Origin of the sequence: Pseudomonas sp. B2021 (assembly GCF_018135665.1) — a bacterium.
Lineage (GTDB): Bacteria > Pseudomonadota > Gammaproteobacteria > Pseudomonadales > Pseudomonadaceae > Aquipseudomonas > Aquipseudomonas lactis.
The window spans coordinates 1,706,486-1,713,634 of the sequence record NZ_SMOF01000001.1 but is presented as its reverse complement, the minus strand read 5'-3'; the positions used below and the strand labels follow the sequence as shown (position 1 = coordinate 1,713,634).

The 7,149-nt window shown below is 60.2% G+C and carries 4 protein-coding genes; 3 read left to right on the top strand and 1 reads right to left on the bottom strand.

All coding sequences use genetic code 11. The features are described from left to right. Positions 1-311: 311 nt before the first annotated feature. Positions 312-944: a TetR family transcriptional regulator gene (locus tag E1K68_RS07675; RefSeq protein WP_003189343.1), complete on the bottom strand. Its 633-nt coding sequence runs from the start codon at positions 942-944 to the stop codon at positions 312-314. Positions 945-1,209: 265 nt separating this feature from the next. Between E1K68_RS07675 and E1K68_RS07670 the strand changes: the two genes are divergently transcribed. From E1K68_RS07670 to adeC, 3 genes are read left to right on the top strand one after another with little or no spacing between them, the layout of a single operon-like run. Then, entirely contained in the window at positions 1,210-2,358 is a 1,149-nt protein-coding gene (locus tag E1K68_RS07670) for an efflux RND transporter periplasmic adaptor subunit (RefSeq protein ID WP_034134944.1), read from the top strand. Between the two features lie 3 nt (positions 2,359-2,361). Next, positions 2,362-5,523 carry an efflux RND transporter permease subunit gene (locus E1K68_RS07665; RefSeq protein ID WP_212613923.1) on the top strand — a complete coding sequence of 1,054 codons (3,162 nt, stop codon included), beginning with the start codon at positions 2,362-2,364 and terminating at the stop codon, positions 5,521-5,523. Next, complete coding sequence (adeC, locus tag E1K68_RS07660; protein ID WP_169855420.1) at positions 5,520-6,977, top strand: AdeC/AdeK/OprM family multidrug efflux complex outer membrane factor; 1,458 nt, start codon at positions 5,520-5,522, stop codon at positions 6,975-6,977. Before E1K68_RS07665 ends, adeC begins: the two co-directional genes overlap by 4 nt. Positions 6,978-7,149 lie beyond the last annotated feature (172 nt).

Genomic DNA, 7,149 nt, shown 5'->3' with positions numbered 1-7,149 from the left:
TGTAGGAGCGAGCTTGCTCGCGAAAAACGTCAACAATAACGCGCGCTTCCTGAACGAACGCGGCGCCTGTTAGTTTTTCGCGAGCAAGCTCGCGCCTACAGTGTCAGGGGCAAGTCTCCCTCCCACATTTGTGCCCCCTGGAAACATCGCTTCACAGAACCGCAACAATATCGCTACAAAATACTTAGCCGGCTACCTATCAACCGCCCGCCATGCCGTATATAAAGTCACCCCACAAATCAGGCAGAAGGACGATTGACCGTCTTTAGGCTTTACTGTTGACACAACGGGTTGCAATTACGCATTTTGTTTCAATTGCGCAGGCTGGGGCTCAGGCGCAGCATGTCCAGCCCTATATCAGCCCAGCGCTCGGCGTCCTGATGCAGTTCAAAGCTATCGGGGACCAGCAGCCACTGGCCGATCAAACCGTGGATAAAGGCATGTATGCAGACAGCCCCACGGGTGGTGTCGAGATTTTCAGGCAGTTGCCCGCGATTGACCGCGTTACGCAACGTCAGGCTGATACGCAGGTTGCATTCCAGGCTGTGGGTCTGGCGCTGGCGGCGCATGTCGCACATTTCATCGGTGAACTCGCACTTATGAAACAGAATCTCGTTGATGCGCCGGGTTTTCGGGTCCAGGGCCACTTCATGGTAGAGATGAATCAGCAGCTTGCGCATACAGCCCAGCGGGTCGACTTCATCCTCGCTTTCACTCGCCCGGGCCAATTCGTCCAGAGGTTCGTGCAGCGTGTCGAGCAAGGCCTGGAGCAAATCGGACTTATTGCTGAAATGCCAATAGATAGCCCCGCGCGTCACGCCCGCCAGCGCGGCGATATCCGCCAGGGTGGTACGCGCCACGCCACGCTCATAAAAGGCTTGCTCGGCGGCTTGGAGAATCTGGTTGCGCGTTTCCTGAGCTTCCTCTTTGGTGCGACGAACCATGGCAGTAAAACCTCAATCGGGACACTGTGGACGGTACTTGACCGTCATCTGAATAATTGTGGGACGACGCCGTCATGGGCGCCGAACGTACTAGAATCGAGGCTTGCGGCAGTGCTTTGTCAACATTGCGCGAAGCCTGTCAAGAGTTTACAAACAACCATGAACGTAAGTATATTGCGTAGCAAGCTACTTATCCACTCACGGCTTGTTTTTTACCCTTCCACACTTCTTGTGCGCACTCTGCGCGCCTGACCCGAGGATCTTCATGCAACTTAAGCCAGCTGTTACCGCTCTGGTCACTGCCGTCGCCCTGGCATCGCTGCTCAGCGGATGTAAAAAGGAAGAAGCGGCACCGCCCGCTCAAACCCCTCAGGTCGGCGTGGTCACCATTCAACCGCAAGCCTATACCCTGACCACCGAGCTGCCAGGCCGCACCACGGCCTTTCGCATCGCGGAAGTCCGGCCTCAGGTCAACGGCATCATTCTCAAGCGCCTGTTCAAGGAAGGCGCCGACGTGAAGGAAGGGCAACAGCTCTACCAGATCGACCCGTCGGTGTATGAGGCCACCCTGAAAAGCGCACAAGCCAGCCTGTCCCAGACCAAGTCCATCAGCGACCGCTACAAGCAGTTGGTCGATGAACAGGCCGTCAGCCGTCAGGAATACGACACTGCCGTCGCCAACCGCATGACCGCCGAAGCAAACGTTCAAACCGCCCAGATCAACGTGCGCTACACCAAAGTGTTTGCGCCGATCTCCGGGCGTATTGGTCGTTCTTCGGTGACCGAAGGCGCACTGGTCAGCAATGGCCAGGCCGATGCCATGGCCGTGATTCAGCAACTGGACCCGATCTACGTCGACGTCACGCAGTCCTCGGCTGAAATGCTGAAACTGCGCCGCGACCTGGAAAGCGGCCAGCTGGAGAAGGCCGGCGAAAACGCCGCCAAGGTCAAGCTGACCCTGGAAGACGGCACGGCCTACGCCCAGGACGGCAAGCTCGAATTCTCCGAAGTGTCGGTCGACCAGACCACCGGTTCCGTGACCCTGCGTGCCGTGTTCCCCAACCCTGACCACGTGCTGCTGCCGGGCATGTTCGTGCACGCCCAGTTGCTGGCCGGTGTGAACAGCAAGGCCATCCTGGCTCCGCAGCAAGGTGTGACCCGCGACCTGCGCGGCATTCCGACGGCGCTGATCGTGAACAAGGACAACAAGGTCGAGCAACGCGAACTGGTTGCCAACCGTACCGCCGGTGCCTACTGGCTGGTGGAAAAAGGCCTCAATGCCGGTGATCGCGTCATCACCGAAGGCTTGCAGTACGTCAAGCCGGGCGCCGAGGTGAAGGTCACGGAAGCCTCCAACGCCAAACCCGCCGGTACCGCTGCTGCGCCTGCTGCCGCTGCTGGTCAAGGGGAGTAATCCATGTCGAAATTTTTTATCGACCGTCCCATTTTCGCCTGGGTAATTGCCCTGGTGATCATGCTGGTCGGGGCACTCTCGATCCTGAAGTTGCCCATCAACCAATACCCGGCCATTGCGCCAACGGCCATTGATATCCAGGTGACCTACCCAGGCGCGTCCGCACAAACCGTGCAGGACACCGTGGTGCAGGTCATCGAGCAACAGCTCAACGGTATCGACAACCTGCGTTATGTCTCCTCGGACAGTAACTCCGACGGCAGCATGACCATCACCGTGACGTTCAACCAGGGTACCAACCCGGATATCGCCCAGGTTCAGGTACAGAACAAGCTGAACCTGGCCACCCCACTGCTGCCGCAAGAAGTGCAGCAACAGGGTATCCGTGTGACCAAGTCGGTGAAGAACTTCCTGATGGTGATCGGTCTGGTGTCGGAAGACGGCAGCATGACCAAGGACGACCTCTCCAACTACATCGTGTCCAACATCCAGGACCCGATCTCCCGTACTGCGGGGGTGGGTGACTTCCAGGTGTTCGGTTCGCAGTACGCCATGCGTATCTGGCTCGACCCGGCCAAGCTGAACAACTACCAGCTCACGCCAGTGGACGTCAGCAATGCCATCAAGGCTCAGAACGTGCAGGTGGCCACCGGCCAATTGGGCGGCCTGCCTGCCCTGCCTGGCACCCAGCTGAACGCCACGATCATCGGCAAGACGCGCCTGCAAAGCACCGAGGAATTCGCCAAGATCCTGATGAAGGTGAACACCGACGGCTCCCAGGTTCGCCTGGGTGACGTCGCGCGTATCGAACTGGGCGGCCAGAACTACAGCATCAGTGCACAGTTCAACGGCAAGCCGGCTTCGGGTATGGCGATCAAGCTGGCGGCCGGTGCCAACGCACTGGACACTGGCAAGGCCATCCGCGAAACAGTCAAGTCCCTGGAGCCGTTCTTCCCGCCTGGCATGAAGGCGGTGGTGCCGTATGACACCACCCCGGTGGTGACCGAATCGATCTCCGGTGTGGTTCACACCCTGGTCGAAGCGATCGTGCTGGTGTTCCTGGTGATGTTCCTGTTCTTGCAGAACTTCCGCGCCACCATCATCACCACCATGACCGTACCGGTGGTATTGCTGGGTACCTTCGGGATCCTGGCGGCGTGCGGCTTCACCATCAACACCCTGACCATGTTCGGCATGATCCTGGCCATCGGCTTGCTGGTGGACGATGCCATCGTCGTGGTGGAAAACGTCGAACGGGTAATGGCCGAGGAGCACCTATCACCCAAGGAAGCAACGATCAAGTCCATGGGCCAGATCCAGGGCGCCCTGGTGGGTATTGCCCTGGTACTCTCGGCGGTACTGCTGCCGATGGCGTTCTTCGGTGGTTCCACCGGTGTGATCTACCGGCAGTTCTCCATCACCATTGTTTCGGCGATGGCGTTGTCGGTACTCGTAGCCCTGATCTTTACCCCGGCCTTGTGCGCCACCATGCTCAAGCCGATTGATCCGGAAAAACACGGCCAACCCAAGCGCGGCTTCTTCGGCTGGTTCAACCGCACCTTCGACCGTGGCGTACTCAAGTACGAGCGCGGCGTGGGCGGCATGATCAAGCACAAGATCCCGGCGTTCCTGGTGTATGCGCTGATCCTGGTCGGCATGATCTGGATGTTCACCCGTATTCCAAGCGCGTTCCTGCCTGAGGAAGACCAGGGTGTGATCTTCGCCCAGGTGCAGACACCGGTTGGTGCTTCGGCTGAGCGCACGCAAAAAGTCGTCGACGACATGCGCGCCTTCCTGCTGAACGACAAGGAAGGCGAGCCAGGCGAAGGCAAGGCGGTGAAGTCGGTGTTTACCGTGAACGGCTTCAACTTTGCTGGCCGTGGCCAGAGCTCGGGTCTCGCGTTCGTGATGCTCAAACCGTGGGATGAGCGTGACTCGACCCAATCGGTGTTCGAAGTGGCCAAGCGTGCCCAGGGTTACTTCTTCGGGGCCTTCAAGGACGCCATGGTATTTGCCATCGTGCCACCTTCGGTACTGGAGCTGGGTAACGCCACCGGTTTTGACGTGTTCCTGCAAGACCAGGGTGGCGTCGGCCACGACAAGCTGATGGCTGCACGTAACCAGTTCCTGGGCGCGGCAGCACAGAGCAAGGTGCTGGCCGGCGTACGTCCTAACGGCGTGAACGACGAGCCGCAGTACGAGCTGACCGTTGACGACGAGAAGGCCAGTGCCCAGGGCATCAGCCTCGCGGATATCCAGCAGACCCTGGCCATTGCCTTGGGTGGTAGCTACATCAACGACTTCATCGACCGTGGTCGCGTGAAGAAGGTGTATGTACAAGGTGACGCCGCCAGCCGCATGTCGCCCGAAGACCTGGACAAATGGTACGTGCGCAGCAACGACGGGAAAATGGTGCCGCTGTCGGCCATCTCGTCGGGCCAGTGGATCTACGGTTCGCCCAAGCTTTCGCGATACAACGGTGTAGCGGCGATGGAAATCCTCGGTACCCCGGCACCGGGCTACAGTACCGGTGATGCGATGGCCGAAGTCGAACGCATCGCCAAAGAACTGCCGGCCGGTGTCGGTTACGCCTGGACAGGCCTGTCGTACGAAGAACGCCTTTCCGGTTCCCAGGCGCCAGCACTGTACGCACTGTCGCTGCTGGTCGTGTTCTTGTGCCTGGCGGCGCTGTACGAAAGCTGGTCGATCCCGATCGCGGTGATTCTGGTTGTACCTCTGGGTGTGATCGGTGCACTGATCGCCACCAGCATGCGCGGCTTGTCCAACGACGTGTTCTTCCAGGTGGGCCTGTTGGTGACGGTGGGCCTGGCGGCGAAAAACGCCATTCTCATCGTGGAATTCGCCAAGGAACTGCATGAGCAAGGCAAAGGCATCGTCGAGGCGGCTATCGAAGCGTCCCGCATGCGTCTGCGCCCGATCATCATGACGTCCATGGCGTTCGTGCTCGGCGTACTGCCGCTGGCGATTTCAACCGGTGCCGGCTCAGGCAGCCAGCACGCGATCGGTACCGGCGTGATCGGCGGTATGATCACGGCTACTGTGCTGGCGATCTTCTGGGTGCCACTGTTCTACGCAACCGTGTCCTCCGCTGGCGAACGCAAAAAGAAAGACACTACTGAAACTCCTAAAGAGGCTGGCCAATGAGCAAGTCGCTACTTTCCCTAGCCGTCACCGCCTTCGTGCTCAGTGGCTGCTCGCTGATACCTGACTATCAGCGTCCCGAAGCGCCGGTGGCCGCGCAGTTCCCGCAGGGGCCGGCGTATTCGTCGGCCCAGGCGCCGAGCCAGGCCGCTGCCGAGCAAGGCTGGAAGCAGTTTTTCCATGACCCTGCCCTGCAACAGCTGATCCAGACCGCGTTGGTGAACAACCGTGACCTGCGTGTCGCGGCGCTGAACATCGACGCCTATGCGGCGCAGTACCAGATCCAGCGTGCCGACCTGTTCCCGGCTATCTCGGCCACCGGCAACGGTAGCCGCCAGCGCACCCCGGCGAAGCTGTCGCAGACTGGCGAGTCGACTATCTCCAGCCAATACTCGGCTGGCCTGGGGATCAGCTCTTACGAGCTGGACCTGTTCGGTCGCGTGCGCAGCCTCAGTGAAGAAGCGTTGCAAAAATACTTCGCCACTGAAGAAGCGCGCCGCAGCACCCAAATCAGCCTGGTGGCCAGCGTGGCGAATGCCTACCTGACCTGGCAGGCCGACAAGGAGCTGCTCAAGCTGACCCAGGACACCCTGGCCGCGTTCGAGCAAAGCTACAAGCTCACCTCGCGCAGCAATGAAGTCGGCGTGGCCTCAGCCCTCGACCTCAGCCAGGCGCGCACCTCGGTGGAAAACGCCCGTGTGCAACTGGCGCGTTACACCCGCCAGGTGGCCCAGGACGAAAACAGCCTGACCCTGCTGCTGGGCACCGGCCTGCCGGCCAATATCGCCAGCAAGCCGCTGTCCGATGACCTGCTCAGCGAAGTGCCGGCCGGGTTGCCATCGGACCTGCTGCAACGTCGTCCCGACATTGTGCAGGCCGAGTACAACCTCAAGGCGGCCAACGCCAATATCGGCGCGGCCCGTGCGGCGTTCTTCCCGAGCATCAGCCTGACCGCCAGCGCCGGTACCGCCAGCCCTACCCTGGGCGGCCTGTTCAAAGGCGGTTCGGGGACCTGGGCGTTTGCCCCGCAGATCAACATCCCGATCTTCAACGCCGGTAGCCTGCGCGCAAGCCTGGACTACTCGAAGATCCAGAAAGAGATCAACGTGGCCAACTACGAGAAGGCCATCCAGACCGGCTTCCAGGAAGTCTCCGACGGCCTCGCCGCGCGTGCGACCTACAAGCAGCAACTGGATGCCCAGCGCGGCTTCGTCGAGGCTAACCAGGATTACTACCGCCTGGCCGAGCGTCGCTACCGCATTGGTGTCGACAGCAACCTGACCTTCCTCGACGCCCAGCGCCAACTGTTCAGTGCCCAGCAATCGCTGATCACCGACCGCCTGGCGCAGCTCACCAGCGAGGTCAACCTGTACAAGGCCCTCGGCGGTGGCTGGAACGAGCAGACCGCGAAGAACGAGCCGTTGAAAGAACAAGCACCGCCGTTGAAGTTGTTCTGATAGCGCAGGTGTGAAAAAACCGCTTCCCTTACCGGAAGCGGTTTTTTTATGCCTGCATTGTTGCCCGTACAACTTACGTTCGATCATCGCCCACAACCCGCCTTCCCCCACTTTCATCGCCCCCGCACCGCCGCGCACCATGGCCGCCACCTGCATAAACCCAATAACAACA

Coding starts and splice junctions, on each gene's coding strand:
- E1K68_RS07675 (WP_003189343.1), bottom strand. CDS start 944: ATGGTTCGTCGCACCAAAGAGGAAGCTCAGGAAACGCGCAACCAGATT.
- E1K68_RS07670 (WP_034134944.1), top strand. CDS start 1,210: ATGCAACTTAAGCCAGCTGTTACCGCTCTGGTCACTGCCGTCGCCCTG.
- E1K68_RS07665 (WP_212613923.1), top strand. CDS start 2,362: ATGTCGAAATTTTTTATCGACCGTCCCATTTTCGCCTGGGTAATTGCC.
- adeC (WP_169855420.1), top strand. CDS start 5,520: ATGAGCAAGTCGCTACTTTCCCTAGCCGTCACCGCCTTCGTGCTCAGT.